The organism is Neorhizobium sp. T25_13 (assembly GCF_002968675.1).
Lineage (GTDB): Bacteria > Pseudomonadota > Alphaproteobacteria > Rhizobiales > Rhizobiaceae > Neorhizobium > Neorhizobium tomejilense.
In genome coordinates this window covers 75,975-102,074 of record NZ_PVBI01000012.1, presented here as the reverse complement: position 1 = coordinate 102,074, position 26,100 = coordinate 75,975, and the positions used below count along the sequence as shown (strand labels likewise).

Sequence of the window (26,100 nt, the reverse complement as noted above, 5' to 3'; positions counted from 1 at the left end):
GCTGGCAAAACGACATGTAGCGGAATAACAATCTGCCGGGCTGCATACATGCAGTCCGGCATTTTCATAAAATCGGCGTACGCTAGAGATAGCGTAAACGCCCAGGGAGCGAAACCATGGGTTTGGTCATAAAAAGCATCGGCGTCATCGGAGCAGGCCAGATGGGCTGCGGCATTGCACATGTTTCGGCTCTCGCCGGTTACAAGGTGCAGATGTACGACGTGTCCAAGGACCGGATCGAAGCAGCGCTCGCAACCATCAACGGCAATCTCGCCCGCCAGGTCTCCAACGGCAAGCTCGGCGACGACGAGCGCAAGGCAGCTCTTTCGCTGATTGCCGGTTCTTCGGACCTTAACGACCTCGCGCCGATGGACCTGGTGATCGAGGCTGCGACGGAAGATGAGAGCGTCAAGCGCAAGATCTATGCGCAGGTCTGTCCAGTCCTTAAACCCGACGCCCTGCTCGCCACCAACACCTCGTCGCTCTCGATTACCCGTCTCGCGTCCGCCACCGACCGTCCGGAGCGCTTCATGGGTATACATTTCATGAACCCGGTTCCGGTCATGAAACTTGTCGAACTGGTCCGCGGCATCGCCACCGACGAGCCAACCTTCCGGGCCGCCAAGGACTATGTCACCGCGCTCGAAAAGACCGCGACCGTCGCTGAGGATTTTCCGGCCTTCATCGTCAACCGCATCCTGCTGCCGATGATCAACGAAGCGATCTACACGCTTTATGAAGGCGTCGGCTCGGTCGAGGCGATCGACACCGCCATGAAGCTTGGCGCCAATCATCCGATGGGCCCGCTGCAGCTCGCCGATTTCATCGGCCTCGACACCTGCCTTTCGATCATGCAGGTCCTGCACGACGGCTTGGCGGACAGCAAATACCGCCCCTGCCCGCTTCTGGTGAAATATGTCGAAGCCGGCTGGCTCGGCCGCAAAGCCGGCCGCGGATTCTACGATTATCGCGGCGAAGTACCGGTACCGACGCGGTAAGCGGACGCTATTTTGGCCTTGCCTTGTCAGAAAAGGCATTTCAAACTATATTGACGGAGTGAGAGGCGAGCTTTCGCCCGCCTCTCTGGTTTATTTTTGGAATGTGACCCGCACGCTTGCCTGCCAGCTCGTGCGGGTTTTCCGTAAGATAGACGTGATGCTAAATGGCATGAGCCACATAGTTCACTCTCCAATTGGATGGCGAGGCCTTCGCCGGGTCGGAGGAGCCCATCTCCTCCGATGCGCCTGACAGGGACACGTCGCTTTGGCCATCACAACCAAAAGCAGCATAGAGTAGAGATCTACGTTACTTCAATTGGAAATTGCGGGCTAAGGCCCCTTCGCCGCCGTGATCAGCGCCTTGGCATCCGCGCTGTCCCAGGCCGCCGGGCCGTTCATCGCGGAAATCAGGCAACCCTTCTTATCCATGATCAAGGTCACCGGCAGGCCGAAGGCGAGGCCTTCCTTCTTCAGCGAATTGAAGACGCCCATCGAGCTGTCGCGGTAATAACCGAGCGTATCGATGCCGTATTCGGCGAGAAAGGCCTTGGGCTTCTCGTCGCTGCCGGTATCGATATTCACCGCCACGACCTCGAAGTCCGGACCGCCCATGCCCTTCTGCAGCGCGTTCAACGCCGGCATCTCTTCCCGGCACGGGCCGCACCATGTGGCCCAGAGATTGAGGAGAACCGTCTTGCCGGCAAAATCGGCGGTCTTGAGGTCCTTTCCGTCGGGTCCCTTGAAGGCCAGATCGAGCGGCCTCGGCGGCTGCGCGGCAACCATGGCGGCGACCTGGCCCTTTGAGAATTGCGAGACCGACTTCACCGTCTCGACGGCACCTTCGCAGGCGCCGGAGGATTGGGCGAGAAGCCCGCTCTCGCCATTGCCAGACCCCACACTACTCACGTATACCGCCACGGCACCGGCAAGTATTCCCGCAACGGCGGCAATCACGATCAATCTGGCGGACGGAAGGCCGAAAGGTCTTTTGGTCGTCATCAATTACTCCAGGACTAGGCATCATGGCTGACGGCACGAAGGACTCAGTATCCTCCAACCAGATGTGGGGCGGACGATTCGCTTCAGGGCCGGATGCGATCATGGAGGAGATAAATGCCTCGATCGGTTTCGACAAGAAGCTGTTCGCCCAGGATATCCGCGGCTCAATAGCGCATGCGACGATGCTGGCGGAAAAGGGCATTATTTCGGGCGAAGATAAAGACCTGATCGTGTCCGGCCTGAACACGATCATGTCAGAGATAGAAACCGGCAAGTTCGAATTCTCTAGGCAGCTCGAAGACATCCACATGAACATCGAGGCGCGGCTGGCAGTGCTGATCGGCCCCGCCGCCGGACGCCTGCACACGGCCCGCTCCCGCAACGACCAGGTGGCGCTCGATTTCCGCCTTTGGGTGAAGGAAGAGCTCATCAAGACGGAAGCGATGCTGACCGGCCTGATCGCCGCCTTCCTCGACCGCGCCGAGGAACATGCCGATACGGTCATGCCCGGTTTCACCCATCTCCAGACCGCCCAGCCGGTGACCTTCGGCCATCACTGCATGGCCTATGTGGAAATGTTCGGCCGTGACCGCGCCCGCGTCCGTCACGCGATCGACCATCTCGACGAAAGCCCGATCGGCGCCGCAGCGCTGGCCGGCACGCCCTACCCGATCGACCGCCACATGACGGCCAAGGCTCTCGGCTTCCGCGAGCCGACCCGCAATTCGATCGATACCGTTTCCGACCGCGATTTCGCGCTGGAATTCCTGTCGGTCGCGGCGATCTGCGCCGTGCACCTGTCGCGCCTCGCCGAAGAGATCGTCATCTGGTCGACGCCGCAATTCGGTTTCGTGCGCCTGTCGGATGCGTTTTCGACCGGCTCGTCGATCATGCCGCAGAAGAAAAACCCGGATGCCGCCGAACTGGTGCGCGCCAAGACCGGCCGCATCAACGGTTCGCTGGTGGCGCTCCTGACCGTCATGAAGGGCTTGCCGCTCGCCTATTCCAAGGACATGCAGGAAGACAAGGAACAGGTCTTCGATTGCGCCGAGAACCTGGAACTGGCGATCGCCGCCATGACCGGCATGATGCGCGACATGACGATCCGTGCCGACAAGATGCGCGCCGCCGCCGGTGCCGGTTATTCGACAGCGACCGACCTTGCCGACTGGCTGGTGCGTGAAGTCGGCCTTCCCTTCCGCGATGCCCATCATGTGACCGGTCGCGCGGTGGCGCTTGCCGAAGAGAAGGGCTGCGATCTTTCCGAACTGTCGCTGGAAGAACTGCAGTCGATCAATCCTGATATCACCGACAAGGTCTTCAACGTCCTCTCCGTCGACGCCTCGGTCGCCAGCCGCACCAGCTTCGGCGGCACCGCGCCGGCGGAAGTGAGGAAGCAGATCGCCTGGTGGCGCGCCCGGAATTGATGCCGGCCGGAACGAACGCTTGAGAAGTGATGCCGGATAGTGACTGCACAAGGGCGCGGAACTTCGCTATGAAAGTTCCGCAGCCGTGCCGGAGAAGGAATAGAATGTCGAAGTCCCTGGTAAAAATCGCCCGCATCGCCTTTGTGCTGAGCCTCGCCGGCATCGTTGTCGTCGGCTGCGGCCGCAAGGGCAGCCTCGACCGCCCGAGCACGCCGGTGGAGCAGCAGAACATCCGCAAGAGCGGCAAACCGGGCGAACAGAAAGCCGAGCCGGTTGCCAACCGGCCTTTCCTGCTCGACCCGCTCCTGTAATTTTCCGAGTTTTACCGTGAATCATTTTCATTACATCGACGGCGTGCTGCACGCCGAGAACGTGCCGATCCCGGAAATCGCCAAGGCGGTCGGGACCCCCTTTTACGTCTATTCGACAGCCACCCTGGAACGTCACTACAAGGTTTTCGCCAAGGCGTTCTCCGATGTGGACGCAATGGTCTGCTACGCGATGAAGGCGAATTCCAACCAGGCGGTGCTGAAGACGCTCGGCCGGCTCGGAGCCGGCGTCGATGTCGTCTCCGGCGGAGAGCTGCGTCGCGCGTTGGCGGCCGGCATCCCGGCAAACCGCATCATGTTCTCGGGCGTCGGCAAGACGGTGCGGGAAATGGATCTGGCGCTATCGGCCGGCATCTACTGTTTCAACGTCGAGTCCGAGCCGGAACTGGAAGTCCTCAACCTGCGCGCCCGGAAAGCCGGCAGAAAGGCGCATGTCTCCTTCCGCATCAATCCGGATGTCGATGCGGGCACGCATGCCAAGATTTCGACCGGCAAGAAGGAAAACAAGTTCGGCATCGCCTATGAGCGTGCCCGCGCCGTTTACGCTCATGCCGCGACGCTCGATGGCATCGACGTCAAGGGTATCGACATGCATATCGGCAGCCAGATCACCGAACTGCAGCCATTCGAGCACGCCTTCCGGCTGCTGCGCGAACTGGTCGAGACGCTGCGCACCGACGGTCACCGCATCGATCACGTCGATATCGGCGGCGGTCTCGGCATTCCCTACCGTCAGGACAACAATCCGCCGCCGCTGCCCGATGCCTATGCGGAAACGGTGAAGCGCCAGCTGCGATCGCTGAACTGCAAGATCGTTACCGAGCCCGGCCGGTTGATCGTCGGCAATGCCGGCATTCTGGTGACCGAGGTCATCTACGTGAAGGACGGCGGCGAAAAGTCCTTCGTGGTCGTCGACGGCGCGATGAACGACCTGATCCGTCCGACGCTCTACGACGCCTATCACGAGATCCGTCCGGTCGTCGTGCCGGCCGCCGATGCGCCGCGCATCAAGGGCGACGTCGTCGGCCCGGTCTGCGAAACCGGCGACTATCTGGCGCTCGACCGAGAGATGGCCGAACCGAAGCCCGGCGACCTGATCGCAGTCTCGTCCGCCGGCGCCTACGGCGCCGTGCAGGCGAGCACCTACAACAGCCGCCTGCTGATACCGGAGGTTCTGGTGAAGGGATCGGAGTTCCATGTGGTGCGCCCGCGCGGCAGCTACGAAGAGCTCATCGGCCTCGATTCCGTGCCGGCATGGCTCGACTGAACATTTAACGCGCCGTTCACTTTTACGGGAAAGCCCGGAAAATATGGGGGCGGATCGCCCCCTGCCCTCGTCTTCGCCACAAACATCGTTATCTTAAAAGCTTGATTTGCGCCGCCACGACTGGAGTCGGACCGCATGAGCTTCATCCGCAAAGGTGCCTTCGAATTGCATCCTGTGCTTGCGCGCCGCGTTGCACTGAAACGGTCCTTCGCCCGGATCGTGTTGTTTTTCGAACGGATTTTGCCGCTGCTGCTCGCGCCTCTCGCTATAGCGGCGCTCTTCCTGTCGGCTGCCTGGTTCGGGATTTTCCGGATCGCTCCGGATTGGCTGCGGTGGGTCCTGGTCGGCGGCTTTGCCTTTGCCTTCGTGTATGCGCTGCTGCCGTTCAGCCGCCTGCGATGGCCGGAAGTGGCCGACGCTGATCGGCTTCTCGAAGTCCGCAACAACCTGCCGCACCAGCCGGTCGGCGTCCAGGACGACCATCCGGCTTTCGAGACGCCTTTTTCACGCGCGCTCTGGAAGGAGCACCAGATTCGCATGGCCGAGCGCATCGCGGCGCTCGATGCGGGCCTGCCGCAGCCGGATATCGCCCGGCACGACCGGTTCGCCCTGCGTGCCATTCCCGCTCTCGTCTTCGTCGTCGCCCTCGGTTACTCCTTCTCGAACGGCGGCGGTTCTCCGGCCGATGCCTTCCGGCCCGCACCGCCGGCGCCGAGCATCAACCCGGACCTGCGCATCGACGCCTGGCTGACGCCGCCCTCCTATACCGGCCGCGCCCCGGTCTTCCTGACCGGCCGCGAGGTCACCACCACCACTGCTGCCGTCTCGATCCCGCAGAATTCGGCGCTGACCGTGCGCGTCACCGGCGGTGAAGGCGGCGAGGCCGTGGTCTTCGCCCCGAAGGCCGGCGGGCAACCCTCGACGTTGATCACCGAGGAAGCCAAGAAGGCGGCGGAAACGGCGGCGCAGCAACCGCAGCAGGGCGCCCCCGGCCAACAGGGGCAGCAGACCGCCCAGCAGCCACCGGCTCAGCAGGCCGCGCCGCAGCAGCCCAACCAGCAGCGGCCACCCCGCACCTATGCGCTTAACGTCGCCGAGAGCGGCAGCCTGACCGTCAACGGCCAGAGCTGGGCTTTTGACGTCATCCCCGACAGGCCGCCGGAAATCGCCTTCGACGGCCAGCCGAAGCGTTCCGTCAACGGCGCGCTCGAAATCGGCTTCACCGGCAAGGACGATTACGGCATTCGGGAAGCCCATGCGCTGATCGAACCGGTCGATCAGCCGGCTCCGGGCGCAACCCCGCTCTATCCGGCCCCGGACTACCGGCTCGACCTGCCGCGGCAGAACAGCCGCGAGGTCAAGGCCCTGACGAGCCGCAGCCTGATCGAGCATCCGCTCGCCGGCAAGCGGGTCAGGATCACCCTGGTTGCCAAGGACGGCGCCGGCCAGACCGGCCGCAGCCCTGCCCATGAAATGGTGTTGCCGTCGCGCGGCTTCTCCGAGCCGCTCGCCGCCGCCGTCGCGGAAGAGCGTCAGGTCTTCGCGCTCGACACCCGCCAGATGCCCCGCGCCATCGAGCTCAACGAGGCGCTGGCGATCCGCCCCGACGAGACCATCCCCAACCTCAGCCACTTCCTGCTGATCCGCTCGGCGCTCGAGCGCATGAAACTCGCCCGCAACGAGGAGCAGCTGAAAGATACCGCCGAATATCTCTGGGAGATCGCGCTTGGCATCGAGGACGGCGACCTGTCGCAGGCGGAGCGCCGCCTGCGCGACGCCCAGCGCAATCTCGCCGAAGCGCTGCAGAACAAGGCGTCCGATCAGGAGATCGCCCGGCTGATGCAGGAACTGCGCGAAGCCATGCAGCAGTTCATGAACGAGCTCGCGCAGCGGATGCAGAACGCCCCGCAGGCGCCCAACAACATGCAGTCCCAGAACGTCATCCGGCAGCGCGACCTGCAGAACATGATGGACCAGATCGAGAACCTCGCCCGGTCCGGCAATCGCGATGCCGCCCAGCAGATGCTCAACGAGCTGCAGCGGATGATGAACAACCTGCAGGCCGGCAGGCCGCAGCGCGGGCAGCAGGGCCAGCAGCAGCAGAACGGCCAGATGCGCCAGCAGATCGACAAGCTCGGCGAGATCATGCAGGAACAGCAGCGGCTGATGGACCAGACCTTCAAGCTGGATCAGGCGCTGCGCGACCGCATGCAGCGCCGCGATCCCAGCGAGCGGCCCGGCGATCAAAGCCAGCAAGGGCAACAGCAGCAGGGCCAGCAACAACAAGGTCAGCAGGGTCAGCAAGGGCAGCAGAACAGTGACCAGATGACCGCGGAGCAGCTTCGGGAAGCGCTGAAGAACCTCCGCGCCCAGCAGGAAGGCCTCGGCAAGAAACTGGAAGAGCTGCAGCAGGCGCTGAAGGGCCTCGGCATGCAGCCCGGCGAAGGTTTCGGCAAGGCGCAGAGCGAGATGGGCAATGCCGGCAAGGCACTCGGCGAAGGCCAGGGCGACCAGGCGGTTCAGGGCCAGGGCAATGCGCTCAATGCGCTGCGCCAGGGCGCACAGAACATGATGCAGCAGATGATGCAGGCCATGCAGCAGCAGGGCCAGGGTCAGGGCGAAGGCCAGGAGCGCGGCGGCCCGGGCGAGAACATGACCCAGGGAGGCCAGAACGGGCGCGATCCGCTCGGGCGCCCGCGCGCCACGTCAGGCCCGGATTTCGGCGATCAGGTGAAGGTGCCTGACGAAATCGACGTCCAGCGTGCCCGGGAAATCCTTGAAGCGATCCGCGAAAAGCTCGGCAATGCGCTCTCCGGCGAGGCGGAGCGGCAATACCTGGAACGGCTTCTGGATATTCGCTGAGCGATCAGGCGGCTCGGGAGTTTCCGGTCGCCAGCGCCGAGGCGACGGCCCGGCGGATATCGGGCAGCGCGAACGGCTTCTGCACCACATCGATCACCTTGGCCGCGAGATCGTCGGCTCGCTCCCGCTGCTCCGCATAACCGGTCATCAGCAGGATCTTGAGATCCGGGAACCTGGCCGACGCCTGGTGCACCAGTTCTATGCCATCCATGACCGGCATGCGGATGTCGGAAAGCAGCAGGTCGAAAGGCCCTTCGCTCAGCTTTTCGAGACCTTCCGCGCCGTCGCCCGCTTCATGGGTCTCATGACCATCGAGACGAAGCGCCCGCGCAACGAACATGCGGAGCGAATCCTCGTCTTCGGTAATCAGGATTTTTGCCATTGCGGTGATCGCTCCCGTGTTTTGTTTATGTGGGAAGCAAATCAACAGAGTTTTCTTGTCGAGGAGTAAACGCCAGCCCATTGCGGGCCGACATGGTTAACACCTCGTCTCACCCGGTGCATGCAAATCGGTCAGGCGTCTCCGGTCACGACACCGACGAAAGGCAGCTCGCGGAAAGCGTACGCTACGTCCATTCCGTAGCCGACGACGAAGTAGTCCGGGCATTCGAAACCGACGTAATCCGCCTCCAGGTCCTCCTGGCGCTTAACGCGCTTGTCGAGCAACACGGCGACGGAAACATTGCGGGCGCCACGCTCATAGAGCATTTCCTTGGCGAATTTCAGCGTCCGGCCGGATTCCAGGATGTCATCGATCAACAGAACGTCGCGATCCTTTACGTCGCTGTCGATATCCTTGACGATCCGCACCCCTTGCGAAACGGTTCCGGCGCCGTAGCTCGACAGCGTGACGAACTCGACTTCCGGCGCCAGACCCACGTCATGCAGCGCCCGCAACAGGTCGGCGGCGAAGATGAACGAGCCCTTGAGAATGGCGATGACCAAGAGATCCTTGGTCGGTCCGGTAGCGATCTGCGCCGCGATCGCATGGTTGCGCTCGGCGATCTGTTCGGCGGTATAAAGCGGCTCGATGATTTTGCCGCGTACGACGGGCATGAGGTTCTCCTGCGTGTCCGTAAAAAACCGCGATACCACAATCAGCCGGGAAAGAGAAAGCTCTAGGCGCCGCGCTCCGCGAAGGAAAGCCGCAGATCGGGCAGTTTTCCACCGGGGTGGGGCACGCGCGCCGAAAAACCACGGCTCTGACCGCCTTCGATGGACGAGGCCGGCGGCGAGATCAGCGTCGTGGCGATGAGCGTCTCACCCGAGATCAGCTCGGCGCGGATCTGCGGCATGGCACGATTGCCGCCGCTGCGGTTCTCGACGATGCCGTTGATCAGCAGCACGCGCATGCCGTTGGCATCCTGCGGCGTCATCGTCACATGGGTGATGTCGAGCGTCGGTCCGGCCTCAGCCGTCACTGACCCGGCAAACAGGAAGGTGAAACCACCCGCAAGGCTGAAAACGGCAACGAAGACGATGGCCACGACCGCCGAGAAGAAATCGGCGGAAAGACGCATCAGGCCGCGTTCTATACGGGCGAGGACCCGCTCCGCGAACGACGATGCGGCGACCGTGGACTCCGCACGCCTGGTTCGGTTGTCGTTGTGCGAGCGCGGAGCCGGGCCTCTGCGGAAGGTCTCGCGAACCGGAACGAACTGGGCGTCGACCACCTCGCCGCGCCGCGCATTTACCCGGGTCGTGCGCATGGAAGGTTCCGGCGGCAGGATGTCCATCCGGATGGCTGTCTTGCCCTGATGGCTGCCAAACGTGCTCATGGGGCCCTCTTCGGCCCGTTTTCCCCTTTGTTCGGGATTGCGGGCATTGAATCGAATCCTGCTCAGTCGTAAATTGAAATGGTTAATGCTTCGCAAATACGGCCTGAAATTAGCCCTTTTCCGCGCGTGATTTACCGTTCGTTTACCCGGGTCGTTAAGAGATAGACGGGCACCAGAGAGTCGAAAGAGCGAGGACTGGTCATCCGTTGATTCATTTCGAAAATGTTGGTCTGCGCTATGGGATGGGTCCCGAGATCCTGCGGGATATGACCTTCGACATCCCCAAGCGCTCATTCCAGTTCCTCACGGGCCCATCGGGCGCTGGGAAGACCACCCTGCTGCGCCTGTTGTTCATGTCGCTGCATCCCACCCGCGGCATCATCCACATGTTCGGCCGCGACCTGTCACAGATTCCCCGCGCCGAACTGCCGATGCTGCGCCGCCGGGTCGGCATTGTCTTCCAGGATTTCCGCCTGCTCGACCATTTGACGACATACGAGAACGTCGCCCTGCCGCTGCGCGTGCGCGGCAAGGAGGAAAGCTCCTACCGCAACGACGTGATCGAGCTTCTGAAATGGGTCGGGCTCGGCGAACGCATCAACGTGCTGCCCGCCGTCCTCTCGGGCGGTGAGAAGCAGCGTGCCGCAATCGCCCGCGCCCTGATGGACCAGCCGGAAATCCTGCTCGCCGACGAACCGACCGGCAACGTCGATCCGCCGATGGCGCGCCGGCTCCTCAATCTCTTCCTGGAACTGAACCGCCTCGGCACCGCTGTCGTCATCGCCACCCACGATCTGGCGCTGATGGACCAGGTGGATGCAAGGCGGATGATCCTCACCGAAGGGCGGCTCGACATCTATGAATGAGCAGAGCCGCCCGAAAGCGCCGAAGAGCGCCCAATCGCAGAGGCCCGAAAACGAGCAGCAGGCTCAGCCGGCAGGCCAGAAGCAGGCGCGCCGCGTCGAGATGCGGGTGCGGCCCACCGCGCCGATCCTGCCGCCCTCCAACATCCAGGGTAATGCGCTGATGGTGGTGATCGCCATCATGGCTTTCCTTGCCTGCCTGACGCTCGGCGCGGTGAGCATGGTGAGGGCCACGGCATCGAGCTGGCAGAGCCAGATCTCCCGCGAGATCACCATCCAGATCAAGCCGGAAGACGGGCTCGACATGAACGCGGCTTTGAAGAAGGCCCGCGACCTGGCGCTCACCTTCGTCGGCACCCGCGAAGGCACGATCATGGACGAAAGCGCGACCGCAAGGCTTCTGGAGCCGTGGCTAGGCACCGGGCTGAACCTCGCCGACCTGCCCGTGCCGCGCCTGGTCATCGTCACTATCGACGAGCAGAACCCACCCGATTTCGCCGGGATGCGCGATCTCCTGAAGACCGAAATCCCGCAAGCCTTCCTCGACGATCACCGCACCTGGGTGGATCGTCTGGTGTCCATGGCCCATACGACTGTGCTGATCGGCATGGGCGTCCTCGTCCTGGTCTTCACGGCAATGATCCTGACGGTGATCTTCGCGACCCGCGGAGCGCTGTCCGGCAATCGCCATATCGTCGAGGTGCTGCATTTCGTCGGTGCCGAAAGCTCTTTCGTAGCCAGTGAATTCCAGAAACATTTCCTGAAGATCAGCATCAAGGGTTCGGCCGCCGGCGGAGCGCTTGCGGCCGCCATATTCGCCATCGCCAACATGTGGCAGGCCAATTCGCTGGCGACGCCGGAGAGCGACCAGGCGAGCGCGCTGTTCGGTTCCTTCACCATCGGCGTCGGCGGTTATCTCGGCATCTTCGCGACGATGGTGGTGATCGCGCTGCTGACGACCCTGACGGCCCGGTTCACGGTCATGCGCACGATCGACGAGATCGACCTGATCCGTTCCGATCCGGCGCGATCCGACGGATTATCAGCTTCTTGAATCGGTTGCCTTCCCTCTGTAGGTTGGCCCTGTTCTCGCCACGAATCTCCGGCTATGGACAATCATGACACCGGCCCCGACCACACCCGAAAATGGAGCGGACCGCCACCCGCGGCGGCGGCTCGGGGGAGTGTTTTCGCGCAACAGCCGGCTGCGATGGGCCGCGCGCCGCATCATCATGGTCTGCGTGCTCGGATTGGCCCTGCTTTTCGGGGGGTTTTTGTGGTTTGCGAACGCCGTGACGTCACTGAAGGCGCCTGACGGCGTCAAGGCCGATGCGATCGTCGTATTGACCGGCGGCTACCTGCGCATCGAACAGGCGCTCGGACTTTTGCGGGATGGGGCCGGCCAGCGCCTGCTGATCTCGGGAGCGCACCCGTCCACCAGCCCGACCCAGATCCGCAAGGTCACGCAGGCCTCGCCGGATCTCTTCGCCTGCTGCGTCGATATCGGCTACGATGCGATCGACACGATCGGCAATGCCAACGAAATCACCCGCTGGATCCACGACCACGGATACCGGTCCGTACTGGTCGTCACCAACAATTATCACATGCTGCGCAGCCTGCACGAACTTCGCCGTGCCGATCCGGTTACGGAGTTCATCGCCTATCCGGTGGTCAGTTCCGATCTCACCCGGAAAGCCTGGTTCGCCGAGCCGGACGTGTTGCGCACCATGCTTTCCGAATACGGCAAGGTCGTGCTCGCCACCTGCCGCGACTGGTTCGGCATCGAGCGCGGCACCGGACTGCGCAACGAGGACCCGCCGAAGACAGCGGCAAAGCCCGCGCCCTGACACTTTTCCCTCCGGATGACGAGCCGACGCTTTTTTCCCCGCGCGATCTCGTGTAGGCAACGCCTGTCCAAGAGGAAGCTCCCATGCTGCTGGTGCGTTCGGTTCTTTTCAACATCGCCTTCTACACAAACCTGATCGTCCGCATGATCGTGCTGAGCCCGATCTATTTCCTGATGCCGCGCAAGGCGGCCTACCGCATCCCCAAAGCCTGGGCCGCCTCCTGCAACTGGCTGATGGCAAAGATCGTCGGCGCCACCTTCGAGATCGAGGGGCTGGAAAACGTGCCCGAGGGCGGTTGCATCTTCGCCCCCAAGCATCAGTCCGCCTGGGATACCGTGGCACTGCTGCCCTGGCAGCGAGATCCGGTCTATATCCTCAAGCGCGAGCTGATGTGGATTCCGCTGTTCGGCTGGTACGCCGCCAAGCAGAAGATGATCCCGGTCAACCGCGGCGCCCGCGGCAAGGTGATGGTCGACGTCATGAACCGGACGAAGGAGGAGATGGCCAACAACCGCCAGCTCATCATCTACCCGGAAGGCACGCGCCGCCCGCCGGGCGCCGAGCCGCAATACCGCTACGGCATCGCCCGTATCTATCGCGACGTCGAGGTACCCGTCGTGCCGGTCGTCGCCCATTGGGGCCTGTTCTGGGGCCGCCGCAAGCTCATCAAATATCCCGGCCATTTCAAGGTCCGAATCCTGCCGCCGATCGCCCCGGGCATGGATCCGGATACCTTCTACGCCCATCTGGTCGAGACGCTGGAACGAGAAAGCGACAAGCTGCTGGTCGAGACCGTGGCCGCCAATCCTCACCTGCCGCTGCCGCCCTCGGCGGTCAAACGGCTCGCGGAGCTGAAGGGCCAGACTGCGGCGTAAGTCAGATGGCGGCTGCCACCGCGGCGCCGACACCTTCCAGCCAGTGATCTCGGATCCCCATTTCCTTGAGATGCTCGAGCGTGTTGAACACGTAAGTGTCGTTCGGCCCGGACTGGCCGACGGAGACGCGGACGATCTGCGCCGCCTGCTCGATCTCGAGCGCGCCGGCATATTGGACATGATGGCGATCGACGATATAGCCGACCGCCCTTGCCTGCCGCCCATCTCCGAGCGTCACCGGCAAAGTTTTCTCGAGATAGACATTGGTGACCAGTTCGCGCCGGCGCAGATAGTCGAGCACGTCCGCCCGGTTCTCCTCGCTCACCCGGAAGGCGACACCGCGGCATGAGCCGCCGCGGTCGAGACCGAGGACAAGGCCCGGGCGATCCGGAGTGCCGCGATGCACGTAGGACCAGACACAGAGGGAGCGGCGGAAGCCGAAGGCACGAGCGGGCAGTCTTTCCTCGAACGCAAAACCCGGATTCCACATCAGGGACCCGTAGCCAAACACCCAAAATTCGTCCATATCCCGCGCCACACCATTCCAATTGAAGCATCCAGCCCCAAGTTTTCAGCACCATTGGAGAACATCATGGCAGCGTCAAGCCGAACCGGCGTCAGCGGCAAATTATGGCTACTCGCCTGCGGGGTGGTGCTGGTGATCGCACTTTACACCGCCGGCTGGTTCTATGCGGCATCGATGCTGAAAGAGCGGACGCTTGCCCTGCTCGGCAGCCAGGAACGGCGCGGCATCTCGGCGGAATGCACGGACGCAGACTATCGCGGCTACCCGTTCCGGATCGGCCTGTTCTGCTCGAAGGTCTCGGTCGACGACCGCACCAACGGCATTTCCGCAATGTTCGGATCCCTGCGGTCCGCCGCCCAGGTCTATAATCCCGGCCATATCGTCTGGGAACTCGATTCGCCGATCGAGTTCCGCACCGGCCACGGGCTTTCGGTCTCGACCACCTGGGAGAATTTCCAGTCGAGCCTGACCACCCGGTTTCGCGGGGTGGAGCGCACCTCCACCGTGATCGAGAACGCCAGGACGAACATCCTGTCGTCGGCCACCGGCCAGGCCTTCAATATCAGCGCCGGTCACACCGAAATCCATCTGCGCCAGAACGGCACCGACCTCGACGCGGCCATGACGCTGCAAAACACCGATGTGGTGATGAAGGATCTGCCGCAGCTTCTGCCGCGGTTCACGACCAATCTCGACCTGACCTTGACCGGCCGCGCCGGCATGATCGACGGATCCGATCCGAACGGAACCGTTCTCTATGGCACTGAGGGCCAGATGCGCAGCATTTCGGCTGATCTCGGTGATGGCAAGCTGATCACCGTTTCCGGACCCTTCTCCTTCGACGAGCAGGGTTATCTGTCGGGCAAGCTGAAGCTCCGGATCGAACAGATCGATGCCTGGCGCGACAGCCTGAGCCAGGCGTTTCCGCAGATCGCACCGACGCTGAAGACCGCCGCCAACATGCTGTCCGCGCTCGGCCGCGGCAAGAGCGCGTCGCTCGACCTCACCATCAACCGCGGCAAGGTGTTCGCCGGCGGCTTCATTCAGATCGGCGAAATCCCGCCGATCTGATCCTGGTCACTTTTTGGCGTCGAGCGCGTGGCGGCCGAAATCCGGTGCGTCGACGTCCTGGCCGGCCTGGACGATCGAGCGGCGGATGGCGCGGGTGCGGGTGAAAAGTTCGAACAGCTTGTCGCCCTCGCCCCAGCGGATCGCCCGCTGCAGATAGGCGAGGTCTTCCGAAAACCGCGCCAGCATTTCCAGGATCGCATCCTTGTTGTGCAGGCAGACATCCCGCCACATGGTGGGGTCTGACGCGGCAAGGCGCGTGAAATCGCGAAAACCGGAGGCGGAATACTTGATCACTTCCGCGTCGGTCACCGTCTCGAGATCGTCCGCCGTGCCGACGATGTTGTAGGCGATGATGTGCGGCAGGTGGGAGACGATCGCCAGCACCTTGTCATGGTGCTGCGGGTCCATCTCGTCGATGCGCGAGCCGAGCGCCATCCAGAAGGATTTCAGCTTGTCGAGCGCCGCCTGATCCGTCTCCGGGAGCGGCGTGAAGATGCACCAGCGATCCCGGAACAGGCCGACGAAACCGGCGTCCGGGCCGGATTTTTCGGTGCCCGCCAGCGGATGGCCCGGGATGAAATGCACGCCTTCCGGCATATGCGGCGCCATCTGCGCGATGACGGAGGCCTTGGTGGAGCCGACATCGGTGACGATCGCACCGGGCTTCAGGGTGCCGGCGATCTGCTTGGCGACCGCTTCCGATGCACCGACCGGCACCGAGACGATGACCAGATCGGCATCCTTCACCGCGTCCGCGGCTGAGGAGACGTAATGCGTGCCGAGCGCCAGTTCTTCGGCACGCTTGAGCGTTTCAGCGCTGCGGGTGGAAATCACCACCTCGCCGGCGAGGCCCAGTTCCTTGACGTCACGGGCGATCGACGAGCCTATCAGGCCGATGCCGATCAACGCGATCCTGTCGAAAAGCAGCGTACTCATGCGCTTTTGCCCATAAATTCGCCGAGCGTCTCGATGACGCCGCGATTGGCCTCTTCCGAGCCGATCGTCATGCGCAGGGCGTTCGGGAAGCCGTAACCGCGGACGGCGCGAAGGATATAACCGCGGCTGGTGAGGAACGCATCCGCTTCCGGCGCCCGTTTGCCGTCGACATCCGGGAAATGGATCAGCACGAAATTGGCGACCGACGGCGTCACCTTCAGACCGATCGTCTCCAGCGCATGGGTGAGCTTGCCCTGCCAGAGATTGTTGTGCTCGACGGCCTTTTCGACAAAGGCCTGGTCGCGGATGGCGGCCGCACCCGCGGCAATCGCCGGGGCGTTCATGTTGAACGGGCCGCGCACACGGTTGAGCGCATCGAGAATGCCGGCCGGGCCGTACATCCAGCCGATGCGCAGCGCCGCAAGCCCGTAGACCTTGGAGAAGGTGCGGGTCATCACGACGTTCCTGTTGGACGACACCAGTTCGAGGCCGGCTTCGTAATCGTTCTTGCGCACATATTCCGCGTAGGCCGCGTCGAGCACGAGGATGACGCTCTTCGGCAGGCCGGCATGCAGGCGGCGGATATCGGCGACCGGGACGTATGTACCAGTCGGATTGCCGGGATTGGCGATGAACACCATCTTCGTCTTGTCGGTGACGGCGGCAAGGATCGCATCGACATCGACGGTGCAATCCTTCTCCTTCACCTCGACCGCCTTGGCGCCGGCGCCCATGATCTGGATCTTGTAGACGAGGAAACCGTGCTCGGTAATGATCGCTTCGTCGCCGGCACCGAGATAGACGTGGCAGAGCAGGCCCAGCAGTTCGTCCGAGCCGTTGCCGCACATGATGTTTGCGACATTGAGCCCGTGCACCGAGGCGATCGCCTCGCGCAGCGCCATCGCCTGACCGTCAGGATAAAGTTCGAGATTGCCGGCCGCCTGTTTGAAAGCTTCGATCGCCTTCGGGCTGGCGCCGAGCGGCGTCTCGTTGGACGAAAGCTTGAAGACGCGCGCTACGCCCGGAGCATGTTCCTTGCCGGGCACATAGGCGGCGATATCCAGGATGCCTGGACGCGGAACGGGCTCACTCGTGACGATGCTCATCGGATCAACCTTTTTGGAAAGCCTTAAACGGCGGGTGTGATCCAGTGGGATTAAAGCCGAATTTCTGCTTTGTCGAGTGGTGAGGAATGGTCGGCGCAGCCGACGAAACGATCCAGTGAATCGTTTCGAATGACGAACGCCCTGAGCCAAGCGAAGGGCAGGACTATCGCTTCTTCACCGGGTCCGCGTCGTCGGCACGCCCCGCGGCGCCAGCACCGGCACGAAGACGCGCCGGGAGGCGCGAGCGGCGACCGGCAGACCCTGGTAGAGCCGCTTCTGGGCCTCCACCACGATGACCCCGGAAAAGACCGGCCAGAAGCGCCGGCCCATGCGCTCGAAGGCCTGGCGCAGCTTCAGCACGGCGCGGATCTTCGACGGCGGGAAGAACAGTGCCTCGGCGCTGGCGCCCGGCGTAAAGTTGGTCTCGCGCAGCAGCGACGTGAGCTGCCCGCGCGAATACGGCCGGCCGGAGCCGAACGGCGTGTGTTCCATGCGCGCCCAGACACCACGCCGGTTGGGCACGACGATGACCAGCCGCCCGCCGGGCGCCAGCACCCGCCAGAGTTCCTTCAAGGTCTCCCGCGGGTTTTCGGCAAATTCCAGCGAATGCACCATCAGTACGCGGTCGACGGAAGAGTCCGGCAGCGGCAGCTCCTCGTCGAAGACGAGAGCGGTCGAGGAAAGCTCGCTGACCGGCCAGTTCACCGCCCCCTGCCCCGCCGGCATGAAGGCGAAGGTGCGTTCCGTATCGGCGCGGAACCGGTCGAGATAAGGCACGGCATAACCAAGGCCCACCAGCCGCTCCTCCGGCAGCCGCGCCCAGAGCGAAGACAGCGCGAACGTGATCGACTGTTCGGCAAGGTGGCCGAGGGGTGAGTGGTAGAATTCGCGAAGATCGACGATATCCGTATGCATGCGTAATTTGGTACCAGACGGTGGTTGGACTTCAAGGGACCAGTCTCTACATTGTGACCCAAAACACTTTCAGCAATGGGGTTATGTTATGAGACCACTAGAACTCGAAGTTTTTTCATGCCGCAGCGATAATTACGGCGTTCTCGTGCACGATCCGGAAAGCGGCCTGACGGCTTCGATCGATGCGCCGGAGGAAAAGCCGATCCTCGATGCGGCGGCCCGCCGTGGCTGGAAGATCACCCACATCTTCACCACCCATCACCACGGCGACCACGTCGAAGCCAACCTGGCGCTCAAGGAAAAGTTCGGGCTGGAGATCATCGGTCCGTTCAACGAAGCGGTTGCTATTCCCGGCCTCGACAGGACCATGGCGGATGGTGACGAGTTCCAGTTCGGCGACCATCTCGTCTGCGTCCTCGAGACGCCGGGCCACACGGCCGGCCATATCTGCTACCATTTCCCGGACGACAAGATCCTGTTCGCGGCAGACACGCTGTTTGCGCTCGGCTGCGGCCGGCTGTTCGAACGCCCGGCGGCCGACATGTGGCATTCGCTGCAGAAACTCGCCGTTCTGCCTGACGAGACGGCCGTCTATTTCGGTCACGAATATACGCTTTCGAACGCGAAGTTCGCGCTGAGCGTCGATCCGGACAACGGGCGTCTGCAGGCGCGTGCGAGCGAGATCGAGGCGCAGCGCGCGGCCGGCCAGTTCACCATTCCGACGACGATTGGGCTGGAGAAGGAGACCAATCCCTTCCTGCGCGCATCGGACCCAGCCATCCGCCGCAACCTCCTGATGGAGAGCAAATCCAACGAGGAAGTGTTTGCCGAAATCCGCAAGCGCAAGGATAATTTCTGAATGACGCCGGAGGAGATCATCACCACGCTCGGTATGCAGCGGCATCCGGAGGGCGGCTGGTATGTCGAGACATTTCGGGACACCGAAGGCGGTGCACGCGGCTATTCGACGGCGATTTATTACCTGCTGGAAGCCGGCGAACGCTCCCACTGGCATCGGGTTCGCGACGCGGCCGAGACCTGGCATTTCTATGCCGGCGATGCGCTGCTGCTGCGGATTTCCAACGGCGAAACGGTCGAAGAGGTGAGGCTCGGAACAGACCTTGCCACAGGAGAACGGCCGCAGGCCGTGGTCCCGGCCGACGCCTGGCAGGCAGCAGAACCGCTCGGCCGCTTCACGCTGGTGGGCTGCACGGTCGCACCAGGCTTTCAGTTTTCGAGCTTCGAGATGGCGCCGCCCGGCTGGGAGCCGTCGACCTAGGCTGAAGGAAGCCCGGCAATCGCTAACGTAAAGATCAGCTGTGCCGCGAAGTAAGTGCCCCACACGAACGGCCTCAACCTCGCCATGACAGGCGCATCCGGCTTGACCAGGAATTTCTGGATCGCCAGTGCGGTGTCGGACATGACGAACAGCGCAGCACCGGCCGCCGGCAGGATCGGCTTCACCGCCAGCGCCGAAAGCGCCATGGCGACGATCGCGATCCCGTAGGCGGCGACGGGGATGGCAAGCCGTCCTGCAGGCCGCCACAGCATGAACAACGTCATGCCCGTCAGCACCACGAAGATCCACGCCGCCGTATAACGCCAGGCGGAGGTGAAAAGCAGGCTTGGTTCTATCGACGGCCAGAACAGCGCCGCATAGGCAATATGCAAAGCGAGGAAGGCAGCGAGCCCGGCGACGAAGGCTGGCTCTCCCTCGTAGGCGAGGCAGGCGTCTCCGAGTGCACCGAGCGCCAGCGCTGCGACGAGCAGCGCCGGGGCGCCGGAAAGACCGGCATAGAGCACAAGCAGCAAGACCGGTACGGTCTTCAGCACCGCGCGAAGATGGCCCGCCGGCCTTTTCAGCCAGCGGAAATAATGGATCGCAAGCACGATCGAGGCGGCCAGCACCGCCCACAACAACAGATACATCTCTTCCCCCCACGTCCCCGCCCCCTTAGGGAACGCCTATTCGGCCACGGCTTCCGCAATCGGCTTCGGCCGGAACATATCCCGCGCCGCCAGCACCGCCCCTCCGGTGATCAGCAGGCAGGCAAGCAGGATGTTCCAATTCGCTTCGGCAAAACCCGATGCGACCAGGATCAGCGTCGACAGCAGCGGCGCCGCATAACTGGCCGCGCCGATGATCTGGATATCGCCGTTCTTGACACCGTAGTCCCAGGCATAGAAGGCCGCGCCGACCGGCAGCAGGCCAAGCCCGACGACCGCCGCCCACTCGCCGCCATCGGCCGGCCAGACGGTCGTCTCCAGCGCCAGATGGCAGACCAGCGAGAGCAGCGAGGTACCGAGGCAGAAGCCGGTGACGACATCGGTCGAAACCCGGTCGAAGCGCCGCGTCAGCAGCGAATAACCGGACCAGGTGAAGGCGCAAAGAAAGGCAGCGCCATAACCCATGAGATAGGCGTCGTCGAAGGCAAGGCCGTTGCGGGAAACGATGGCGATCGTGCCGCAGAGCCCGGCGACAGCGCCAGCCACGTGATACCAGCGCAGCCTCTCGCCCGGCAGCAGGGCCGAGCCGACGACGATGAACAGCGGCCAGAGATAGGCGATCAGCCCGGCCTCGACCGCCGGCGCATTCCGGAGCGCGGTGAAATACAGAAAATGATAACCGAACAGGCCGCCGATGCCGGTGATCCAAACCTTCGGCGGCTGTTTCAGGAGCGCGATACGCTCGGGCCTGACAATAAAAAGCACGATGCCAGGCAGGCTGCCGATCGCGAACGTCATCGCGCTCATCTGGAAAGGCGGCACTTTTCCGGATGCAGCCGTCATCAGGGCCAGCAACGACCACATCAGGATCGCCGTAAAACCGATCAACGTTCCCCGGATTTTCACCCCTGCCCCCTTGGGCGCCCGGACGGGCGCTTTAGTCAGCCGCCATATTTGACGGCCGTCACGTAAACCTGCCCCATCCTGGTCGGGATTACGGCATAGACCGGAGCATATACATTTACGGACTGCGCCTTGGCAAACCAGATTTCCATCGGCGTCTTGCGCAGGTATTCGATATCGCTGCGGCCGCGCTTGAAGCCCGATCTCGGAAGGTAGCGGATCGAGCAGACGATCGCCTCGCCCTTGAAACCGTCGGTCGAGAACGGCTTGGTGCCCTTCGGCGTCAGCACCAGGTCCATGCGCGACTCACCGTCATAGATCGGCAGCCGGCTGGGGCAGACCTTGGCGTCGCCCGGGAAGATCAAGCCGCTCAGAGGGTCCAGGACGGCACGCAGATCCTTTTCGGTCACGGGGATCCAGGTCTCCGGATTGCGGGTCGGCTCGGGCTTGACCGTCGTCCCGGTGACATTGCCGTTGCGGTATTCGACATCGTAGATGCGCGTGCGTTTTCCGGTGCTGTAGACGAGGTTGTAGCGATCGGCCTGCAGCTTGTCGGCCTGCATGCGCCCGCTGACGCTGGTCTCGGCGGAGATGCGGCTGATGATGTTGACGATCCCTGCCGATTTGAACCTTCCGGTGATCTTGTAGTCGCTGCTGTTGAATTCGCTGGCAAAAGACGCCTTGGCGATCGGCAGTATCCCAAGCGAGATATTGTATTCGCTGACATGCCGGATTTCCGCCGAGCCGAGCGGATTGGTCGTGAACCCGAAGACGAGCACGAAGGCACTGACGAAACTGCCGCGAAGGTTCATGATTTTGCCCTGACCGATGAGGACGCCGAAAAGCGTCTTCCCGCAGACATATAGACGGTGCATCATGGCAAGAAAATAGCGGCTTCACGGCACTGGCGGCGGATTCTCTTAGGGTGAGGTCAAGGTTTTGGCTTGACGCGACGAGCCCCACTGACTATAGAACCGCAACTTTCCACTCAGGACCAGTTGGATCGGCGCACCGGCATTGTCCGGAAGTACCATCCGATTGCAGAAGAACAAAGGTGTATCCATGTCTCGTGTGTGCGAACTGACCGGCAAGGGCGTTCAGACCGGCAACAACGTAAGCCACGCCAACAACAAGACCCGCCGTCGGTTCCTGCCGAACCTGTGCCAGGTTACGTTGATCTCCGACGCTCTCGGCCAGCGTTATCGCCTGCGCGTCTCGGCACACGCTCTGCGCTCCGTCGAACATCGTGGCGGCCTCGATGCCTTCCTGTTGAAGTCCGACGAGACCGAACTGTCGATGCGCGCCCGCCTGCTGCGCCGCCAGATCGTCAAGAAGACCGCCGAAGTCGCTGCTGCGGCTTAATCGGCCCGACGACAAATCATCCGGCTTTGAACAAGGCTTGAACGGGTAATACCGGCCAGGCCTTTTCTCTTGGCCTTCATAAAACTCCAACTGGTGGCATCACCCAGGATAAAAAAATGCTGAGCTCACGCTATACTTTCATCTATGCCCTGCTGATGGCGGCCGTCGTTGTCGCCTCCAATTTCCTGGTGCAGTTCCCGGTCGTCGGCACGTTCTGGGGCATCGCCCTCGGCGATCTTCTGACCTGGGGCGCCTTTATCTATCCCTTTGCCTTCCTGGTGACCGATCTCGCCAACCGGCAGTTCGGGCCTTCGATCGCCCGACGCGTCGTTCTCGCAGGCTTCGTCGTCGGCGTGACGCTGTCGTTCCTGGCCTCCGCCCCGCGCATCGCCATCGCCTCGGGCACCGCCTATCTGGTCGGCCAGCTTCTCGACATCTCCGTGTTCAATCGGCTCCGCCGCCAGACCTGGTGGCGCGCGCCGCTCGCTGGCTCCCTGCTCGGTTCGGCGCTCGACACGCTGCTATTCTTCTCGCTGGCCTTCGCCCCGCTCTTCGCCTTCATCGGCCCCAATGAGGACTTCGCGATCCAATCCGCACCGATCCTCGGCGCCCTTGCCACCGAGGCCCCGCGCTGGATCTCCTGGGCGCTCGGCGACCTCGTGGTCAAGATCCTGGTCGGCGTCGTTCTTCTCCTGCCCTATGGCGCCCTGATGAACGTGCTGAAGCCGATGCCGCAGGTGGCGAAGGCAGCCTGACTTTCAAACTCGTCCAAGTCCGATCCTACTTGCAAGTTGAACGGTTGCGCTGCAGTCTGCGCCGCGTCGCAACTTTTTGGACGGGCCACGATGCAGATTCACGATGTCTTCGATGTTCTGGAAGCCACCCGCGCAACCCTTTCGGGCTCGTCGTTCGATGATGTGAACCTGTCCGGCACGCGCTTCAACAACACGAATCTGTCAGGCGCGAGTTTCAATCAGATCAATTTTGCGGGCGCGACATTCAACGATAGCAATATGTCGGGCTGGTCGATCGATGACGTCAATCTGTCCGGCCTGCGGCTGCACAACTCCAACCTTTCGGGCGCGGAATTCGCCGGATGCAGAATGACGGGAGCCAAGATCGATGGCATACCCGTTCAAGCCCTGCTCGATGCGTACAACGCCGCGAAAAGGGACTGAAGTCGGAAACGCTACTCGTTCAGGCGGAATTCCAGCATCACGTTACGCTGCAGCAGATTGCCGTTGTCATCCGAAATCAGGATCAGATGCGGCTTGCCCTCCGGCCCGGTGATGACGTCGAGCCCTTCCATGTTGTCGATCGCATAGCCCATATCGGCTTCGAGAAGCACGTCCCCATCCACCGCAGCGCCGGGACGGATGTTGTCGCCCTTGATCAGGCGAATGCGCATGCCGAGGCCGCCGATGAAGCTGAAGCGGCGTTCGAGCAGCAGGAAGTCGCCGTTCGGTAGGAAGGCCCCATCGGTCGCGTCGAATGGATCGTGCCGCACCACCGTGAACACGCCCTTGAGCGGCCCTTCCAGGATCGCGGCGAAAAGGTTGCCCTGATCATCGAGGCTATGCTCGGTGACCGCGACGGGCGCCCCCTTGAGCGGACCTGTCTGAGGCGAGATAGCCACCGTCTCCATGCCCGCATTCATCCGGAACTCGTGGCGGGGAATGGGGAGATCGAGGCTCTTCAGAGGCGCCGATGTTTCGAACCCCGGATCGGGATAGGCATCGACGCGGTGCAGCTGCTCGAAGCCGACGATCGCCTGGCCGTCCCGCAGCGCCAGCCCCTCGGCGTCCGAATTGTATTTCGAGCCGACCCGGCCGCCACGGATGAGGATCGGGTTGATGGCGAGATCGGTGAGGTTGGCGAGACGCCCCTTCGCATCCCGTTCAACGCGGCCGGTCAGCCAGGAACCGGTATCGAGCACCGACACGAACCTTTCGCCATCGGCGCGAAAGCGGATGCTCGACAGCGACTGAAGCCGGCTATCAGGTGACGAAAATTCTATCCCACCGAGAAATTCGAGCGAACCGAAGCGCCTCTCCGCCGAACCGCGCTTGAATTCGGTGATAGCCTGCGCCCTGACCAAAACATTGTCGGTGGCAGGCGCCACCGGGGAGGCGATGGCGCCGAAAAGGCTGGCACAGACGACGAGGCGGGAAAGTTTCAAGCGGCGGACCTCAGCTGGCCCGTCGCATGCGGCCCTGCTGCCTGCCATTTTCCGCAAACAGTTCGGCAAGCTGCTCGGTCATCGCCCCGGCAAGCTCGTCTGCATCGACGATCGTCACGGCCTTGCGATAGTAGCGCGTCACGTCGTGGCCGATGCCGATCGCCAGCAGCTCCACCGGCGAGCGCGTCTCGATCTGTTCGATCACGGCGCGCAGGTGCCGTTCCAGATAATTGCCGGGATTGACCGACAGCGTCGAATCGTCGACCGGCGCGCCATCCGAGATCATCATCAGGATCTTGCGCTGCTCGCGACGGGCGATCAGGCGGTTATGCGCCCACATCAGCGCCTCGCCGTCGATGTTTTCCTTGAGAAGGCCTTCGCGCATCATCAGGCCGAGATTGCGGCGTGAACGGCGCCACGGCGCATCGGCGGACTTGTAGACGATATGGCGCAGGTCGTTGAGGCGGCCGGGCGTCGGCGGCTTGCCGCTCGCCAACCACTTTTCGCGCGCCTGCCCGCCCTTCCAGGCCTTGGTGGTGAAGCCGAGGATCTCGACTTTGACGCCGCAGCGCTCCAGCGTGCGGGCGAGGATATCGGCGCAGGTGGCAGCGACCGTGATTGGCCGGCCGCGCATCGAGCCGGAATTGTCGATCACCAGCGTCACGACCGTATCGCGGAATTGCGTATCCCGCTCCTTCTTGAAGGAGAGCGGCTGCATCGGATCGATGATCAGGCGCACTAGGCGGGCCGGATCGAGATACCCCTCTTCGAGATCGAAGTCCCAGGAGCGGTTCTGCTGCGCCATCAGGCGGCGCTGCAGGCGGTTGGCAAGCCGGCCGACGGCGCCCTGAAGATGAGCAAGCTGCTTGTCGAGGAAGGCCCGCAGCCGGTCGAGTTCCGCTTCGTCGCAAAGCTCTTCGGCGGTGATTTCCTCGTCGAATTCCTGGGTGAAGATCTTGTAGTCGACCTTCTCGTTGAAATCGTCGAACGGGCTGTTGGGCCGCCGGGTTTCGCCGGGTGTTTCCGAATGTTCGTCGCTGTCGTCCGACATGTCGTCGTCGGACATTTCCGCGCCGTCCATCTCGCCGTCGTCCATTTCCTCGTCGGAAGCATCGCTCTGCTCGGCAGGTGCGGCGTCGGAGCCGGCTTCTTCCTCGACCTCGTCGTTCTCGGTCTCGTTGCTGCGCGGCTGGTCATCCTGATCCGGGTTTTCCATCTCCTCCGGCTCGGCGTCCTCGTCGGCAAACTCCTCCGCCATCTGCATGGAGGTGAGCATGTGCCGCACCAGCTTGGCGAACGCCTGCTGGTCTTCGATCACGTTTCGGAGGTTGTCGAGGTCGCCGGCCGCCTTGTCCTCGATGAACGGGCGCCAGAGATCCAGCACCTTGCCGGCACTCGGCGGCGGCTTGATACCGGTCAGCTTCTCGCGCACCAGCATGGCGACCGCTTCGCCGATCGGCGCGTCTTCCTGTCGTTCGATGCCGGAAAAATTCGCTTTCGAGTATTTTTCGGCATGCATCGAACTGATGTTCGATGCCATGCCGGCCATGCGCAATGCGCCGATCGACTCGACGCGCGCCTGCTCGACCGCATCGAAGACCACGCGTGCGTCAGCGCCCTGGGGCGACATGTTCGCATGCACGCCCGTGTCGTGGCAGGCAATCCGCAGCGCCATGGAATCGCCGAGCCCGCGGGTGACCGCAAGCTCATGGGCCGTCGGCCGCTTGGAGATTTCCGGCAGGCGGATGCGCTCGCCGGCAAGGCCCGGACGTTCGTTTGCGAACGTGACCTCGACTTCCGCGTCACCGGCGATCGACCTCACGCAGCCGGTAATCGCCCGCCGCAACGGTTCCGTATCCACGGGACCGCCGGATTTGGCTTTCGAATTGTCTCCGCGACCTGCCATG

Annotated in this window: 28 protein-coding genes; 15 read left to right on the top strand and 13 right to left on the bottom strand. The window is 62.9% G+C overall.

The features are described 5' to 3' along the window. Positions 1-116: 116 nt before the first annotated feature. Positions 117-998: a 3-hydroxybutyryl-CoA dehydrogenase gene (locus tag C5J22_RS24130; RefSeq protein ID WP_105405298.1), complete on the top strand. Its 882-nt coding sequence runs from the start codon at positions 117-119 to the stop codon at positions 996-998. 330 nt (positions 999-1,328) lie between these two features. Here C5J22_RS24130 and C5J22_RS24125 read toward each other — a convergent pair whose 3' ends face one another. Continuing rightward, entirely contained in the window at positions 1,329-1,997 is a 669-nt protein-coding gene (locus C5J22_RS24125) for a TlpA disulfide reductase family protein (protein ID WP_105440307.1), read from the bottom strand. 23 nt (positions 1,998-2,020) lie between these two features. On the opposite strand from C5J22_RS24125, the gene argH reads away from it, so the two are divergent. From argH to C5J22_RS24105, 4 genes are all read left to right on the top strand, one after another. After that, complete coding sequence (gene argH, locus C5J22_RS24120; protein ID WP_105440306.1) at positions 2,021-3,424, top strand: argininosuccinate lyase; 1,404 nt, start codon at positions 2,021-2,023, stop codon at positions 3,422-3,424. 104 nt (positions 3,425-3,528) lie between these two features. Further along, on the top strand, positions 3,529-3,735 hold the full coding sequence (locus tag C5J22_RS24115; RefSeq protein ID WP_038590638.1) for a lipoprotein: 207 nt from the start codon (positions 3,529-3,531) through the stop codon (positions 3,733-3,735). 16 nt (positions 3,736-3,751) lie between these two features. Next, on the top strand, positions 3,752-5,020 hold the full coding sequence (lysA, locus tag C5J22_RS24110) for a diaminopimelate decarboxylase (RefSeq protein ID WP_105440305.1): 1,269 nt from the start codon (positions 3,752-3,754) through the stop codon (positions 5,018-5,020). A 135-nt stretch (positions 5,021-5,155) separates the two neighbouring features. Continuing rightward, positions 5,156-7,882: a TIGR02302 family protein gene (locus C5J22_RS24105; RefSeq protein ID WP_105440304.1), complete on the top strand. Its 2,727-nt coding sequence runs from the start codon at positions 5,156-5,158 to the stop codon at positions 7,880-7,882. Positions 7,883-7,886: 4 nt separating this feature from the next. Here C5J22_RS24105 and C5J22_RS24100 read toward each other — a convergent pair whose 3' ends face one another. From C5J22_RS24100 to C5J22_RS24090, 3 genes are all read right to left on the bottom strand, one after another. Next, the gene (locus C5J22_RS24100) at positions 7,887-8,264 is read right to left on the bottom strand and encodes a response regulator (protein WP_037081707.1); all 378 of its coding nucleotides are present in this window, start codon (positions 8,262-8,264) and stop codon (positions 7,887-7,889) included. Positions 8,265-8,395: 131 nt separating this feature from the next. Further along, positions 8,396-8,938, bottom strand: coding sequence for a hypoxanthine phosphoribosyltransferase (gene hpt, locus C5J22_RS24095; protein WP_038546323.1), 543 nt, complete (start codon positions 8,936-8,938; stop codon positions 8,396-8,398). Between the two features lie 62 nt (positions 8,939-9,000). After that, positions 9,001-9,660 (bottom strand): hypothetical protein, encoded by a 660-nt coding sequence (locus C5J22_RS24090; protein ID WP_105440303.1) that lies wholly within the window; start codon positions 9,658-9,660, stop codon positions 9,001-9,003. Positions 9,661-9,866: 206 nt separating this feature from the next. On the opposite strand from C5J22_RS24090, the gene ftsE reads away from it, so the two are divergent. The 4 genes from ftsE (at position 9,867) to C5J22_RS24070 (ending at position 13,248) form a co-directional block, all read left to right on the top strand. Next, positions 9,867-10,526: a cell division ATP-binding protein FtsE gene (gene ftsE / locus C5J22_RS24085; RefSeq protein ID WP_007770735.1), complete on the top strand. Its 660-nt coding sequence runs from the start codon at positions 9,867-9,869 to the stop codon at positions 10,524-10,526. Positions 10,527-10,626: 100 nt separating this feature from the next. Continuing rightward, positions 10,627-11,577: an ABC transporter permease gene (locus C5J22_RS24080; protein ID WP_172746766.1), complete on the top strand. Its 951-nt coding sequence runs from the start codon at positions 10,627-10,629 to the stop codon at positions 11,575-11,577. Positions 11,578-11,641: 64 nt separating this feature from the next. Further along, positions 11,642-12,373: a YdcF family protein gene (locus tag C5J22_RS24075; protein ID WP_046665022.1), complete on the top strand. Its 732-nt coding sequence runs from the start codon at positions 11,642-11,644 to the stop codon at positions 12,371-12,373. Between the two features lie 83 nt (positions 12,374-12,456). Further along, positions 12,457-13,248: a 1-acyl-sn-glycerol-3-phosphate acyltransferase gene (locus C5J22_RS24070; RefSeq protein ID WP_105440301.1), complete on the top strand. Its 792-nt coding sequence runs from the start codon at positions 12,457-12,459 to the stop codon at positions 13,246-13,248. A 1-nt stretch (position 13,249) separates the two neighbouring features. On the opposite strand, the gene C5J22_RS24065 is transcribed toward C5J22_RS24070, so the two are convergent. Next, entirely contained in the window at positions 13,250-13,786 is a 537-nt protein-coding gene (locus tag C5J22_RS24065; protein WP_105440300.1) for a gamma-glutamylcyclotransferase, read from the bottom strand. Between the two features lie 54 nt (positions 13,787-13,840). Here C5J22_RS24065 and C5J22_RS24060 point away from each other — a divergent pair, with 54 nt between their 5' ends. Then, a complete protein-coding gene (locus tag C5J22_RS24060) occupies positions 13,841-14,845 on the top strand; it encodes a DUF2125 domain-containing protein (protein WP_105440299.1) in 1,005 nt (334 codons plus the stop codon). A 6-nt stretch (positions 14,846-14,851) separates the two neighbouring features. Here C5J22_RS24060 and C5J22_RS24055 read toward each other — a convergent pair whose 3' ends face one another. From C5J22_RS24055 to C5J22_RS24045, 3 genes are all read right to left on the bottom strand, one after another. Beyond that, entirely contained in the window at positions 14,852-15,781 is a 930-nt protein-coding gene (locus C5J22_RS24055; protein WP_105440298.1) for a prephenate/arogenate dehydrogenase family protein, read from the bottom strand. After that, a complete protein-coding gene (hisC, locus tag C5J22_RS24050) occupies positions 15,778-16,887 on the bottom strand; it encodes a histidinol-phosphate transaminase (RefSeq protein WP_105425989.1) in 1,110 nt (369 codons plus the stop codon). Before hisC ends, C5J22_RS24055 begins: the two co-directional genes overlap by 4 nt. A gap of 174 nt (positions 16,888-17,061) precedes the next feature. Beyond that, complete coding sequence (locus C5J22_RS24045) at positions 17,062-17,802, bottom strand: class I SAM-dependent methyltransferase (RefSeq protein WP_105422714.1); 741 nt, start codon at positions 17,800-17,802, stop codon at positions 17,062-17,064. An 88-nt stretch (positions 17,803-17,890) separates the two neighbouring features. On the opposite strand from C5J22_RS24045, the gene gloB reads away from it, so the two are divergent. Then, positions 17,891-18,661: a hydroxyacylglutathione hydrolase gene (gloB, locus tag C5J22_RS24040; protein ID WP_105440297.1), complete on the top strand. Its 771-nt coding sequence runs from the start codon at positions 17,891-17,893 to the stop codon at positions 18,659-18,661. Continuing rightward, on the top strand, positions 18,662-19,081 hold the full coding sequence (locus tag C5J22_RS24035) for a cupin domain-containing protein (protein ID WP_105440296.1): 420 nt from the start codon (positions 18,662-18,664) through the stop codon (positions 19,079-19,081). Here the strand turns inward: C5J22_RS24035 and C5J22_RS24030 are convergent. Genes C5J22_RS24030 through C5J22_RS24020 form a run of 3 tightly spaced genes read right to left on the bottom strand, consistent with a single transcriptional unit; the run spans position 19,078 to position 21,464 of the window. Next, the gene (locus tag C5J22_RS24030; protein WP_105440295.1) at positions 19,078-19,731 is read right to left on the bottom strand and encodes a lysoplasmalogenase family protein; all 654 of its coding nucleotides are present in this window, start codon (positions 19,729-19,731) and stop codon (positions 19,078-19,080) included. The two genes, C5J22_RS24035 and C5J22_RS24030, sit on opposite strands and share 4 nt — an antisense overlap. Positions 19,732-19,767: 36 nt before the next feature. Then, positions 19,768-20,655, bottom strand: coding sequence for a DMT family transporter (locus C5J22_RS24025; protein WP_105440294.1), 888 nt, complete (start codon positions 20,653-20,655; stop codon positions 19,768-19,770). Between the two features lie 35 nt (positions 20,656-20,690). Next, positions 20,691-21,464 (bottom strand): DUF3108 domain-containing protein, encoded by a 774-nt coding sequence (locus C5J22_RS24020; RefSeq protein ID WP_105440350.1) that lies wholly within the window; start codon positions 21,462-21,464, stop codon positions 20,691-20,693. Positions 21,465-21,714: 250 nt separating this feature from the next. On the opposite strand from C5J22_RS24020, the gene rpmB reads away from it, so the two are divergent. From rpmB to C5J22_RS24005, 3 genes are all read left to right on the top strand, one after another. Beyond that, entirely contained in the window at positions 21,715-22,014 is a 300-nt protein-coding gene (rpmB, locus tag C5J22_RS24015) for a 50S ribosomal protein L28 (RefSeq protein ID WP_037081685.1), read from the top strand. A gap of 116 nt (positions 22,015-22,130) precedes the next feature. Continuing rightward, entirely contained in the window at positions 22,131-22,769 is a 639-nt protein-coding gene (locus C5J22_RS24010; protein WP_046637207.1) for a queuosine precursor transporter, read from the top strand. A 90-nt stretch (positions 22,770-22,859) separates the two neighbouring features. Continuing rightward, positions 22,860-23,192: a pentapeptide repeat-containing protein gene (locus C5J22_RS24005; RefSeq protein ID WP_105440293.1), complete on the top strand. Its 333-nt coding sequence runs from the start codon at positions 22,860-22,862 to the stop codon at positions 23,190-23,192. An 11-nt stretch (positions 23,193-23,203) separates the two neighbouring features. On the opposite strand, the gene C5J22_RS24000 is transcribed toward C5J22_RS24005, so the two are convergent. Further along, a complete protein-coding gene (locus C5J22_RS24000; RefSeq protein WP_172746764.1) occupies positions 23,204-24,241 on the bottom strand; it encodes an esterase-like activity of phytase family protein in 1,038 nt (345 codons plus the stop codon). Further along, positions 24,204-26,099 (bottom strand): cobaltochelatase subunit CobT, encoded by a 1,896-nt coding sequence (gene cobT, locus C5J22_RS23995; protein WP_105440291.1) that lies wholly within the window; start codon positions 26,097-26,099, stop codon positions 24,204-24,206. The genes C5J22_RS24000 and cobT overlap by 38 nt, the downstream gene beginning before the upstream one ends. Between the last annotated feature and the right edge of the window lies 1 nt (position 26,100).